1 protein-coding gene is annotated in these 512 nt (G+C 72.4%); it reads left to right on the forward strand.

Annotation, left to right across the window (positions count from 1 at the left end):
* Nucleotides 1-116 precede the first annotated feature (116 nt).
* Nucleotides 117-512, forward strand: a 396-nt coding sequence (locus tag AC1DWF_RS38860; RefSeq protein WP_476843713.1) for a YbaK/EbsC family protein, incomplete at its 3' end; no start/stop codon positions are given.

A 512-nucleotide genomic window follows, 5' to 3' on the forward strand; every position in this document is an offset into this window, starting at 1 on the left:
GGCGAGCTGGGCGCCGAGATCCGCGCCATCGGCCCCGCGCCCTTCMGGACCTGGCTCGCCACCGAGACCGAGACCTGGGGCCGGGTGGTCCGCGCCAACGGCATCAAGCTGGATTGATGGAAACCCCGGATGGGCTGCTGGCCCGCCTCGCGGCGGCCGGCATCGAGTTCCGCAACGTCGAGCACAAGGCGGTCTTCACCGTCGCGGAATCGGAATCCGTGCGCCACGAGCTGCCCGGCGCGCATTCCAAGAACCTGTTTCTTGCCCCCGCGAAGGGCGAGGGCCCCTATGCCCTGGCCGTGCTGGAAGCGGAGCGGAAGGTGTCCGTCAACGCGCTCGCCCGCGCGGCCGGCTGGGGCAAGGTGAGCATGGCCTCGGCCGAGGCACTGGTCGCGACCCTCGGCGTCACGCCAGGCAGCGTCACGCCCTTCGGGCTGGTGAACGCCCCGCCCGGCTCGGTGCGGGTGGTGCTGGACGCGGAGCTGGCGGAGGCGCCGGACCTCGCTTGGTTC

It is taken from the genome of Aminobacter sp. P4_D5 (assembly GCF_056401815.1).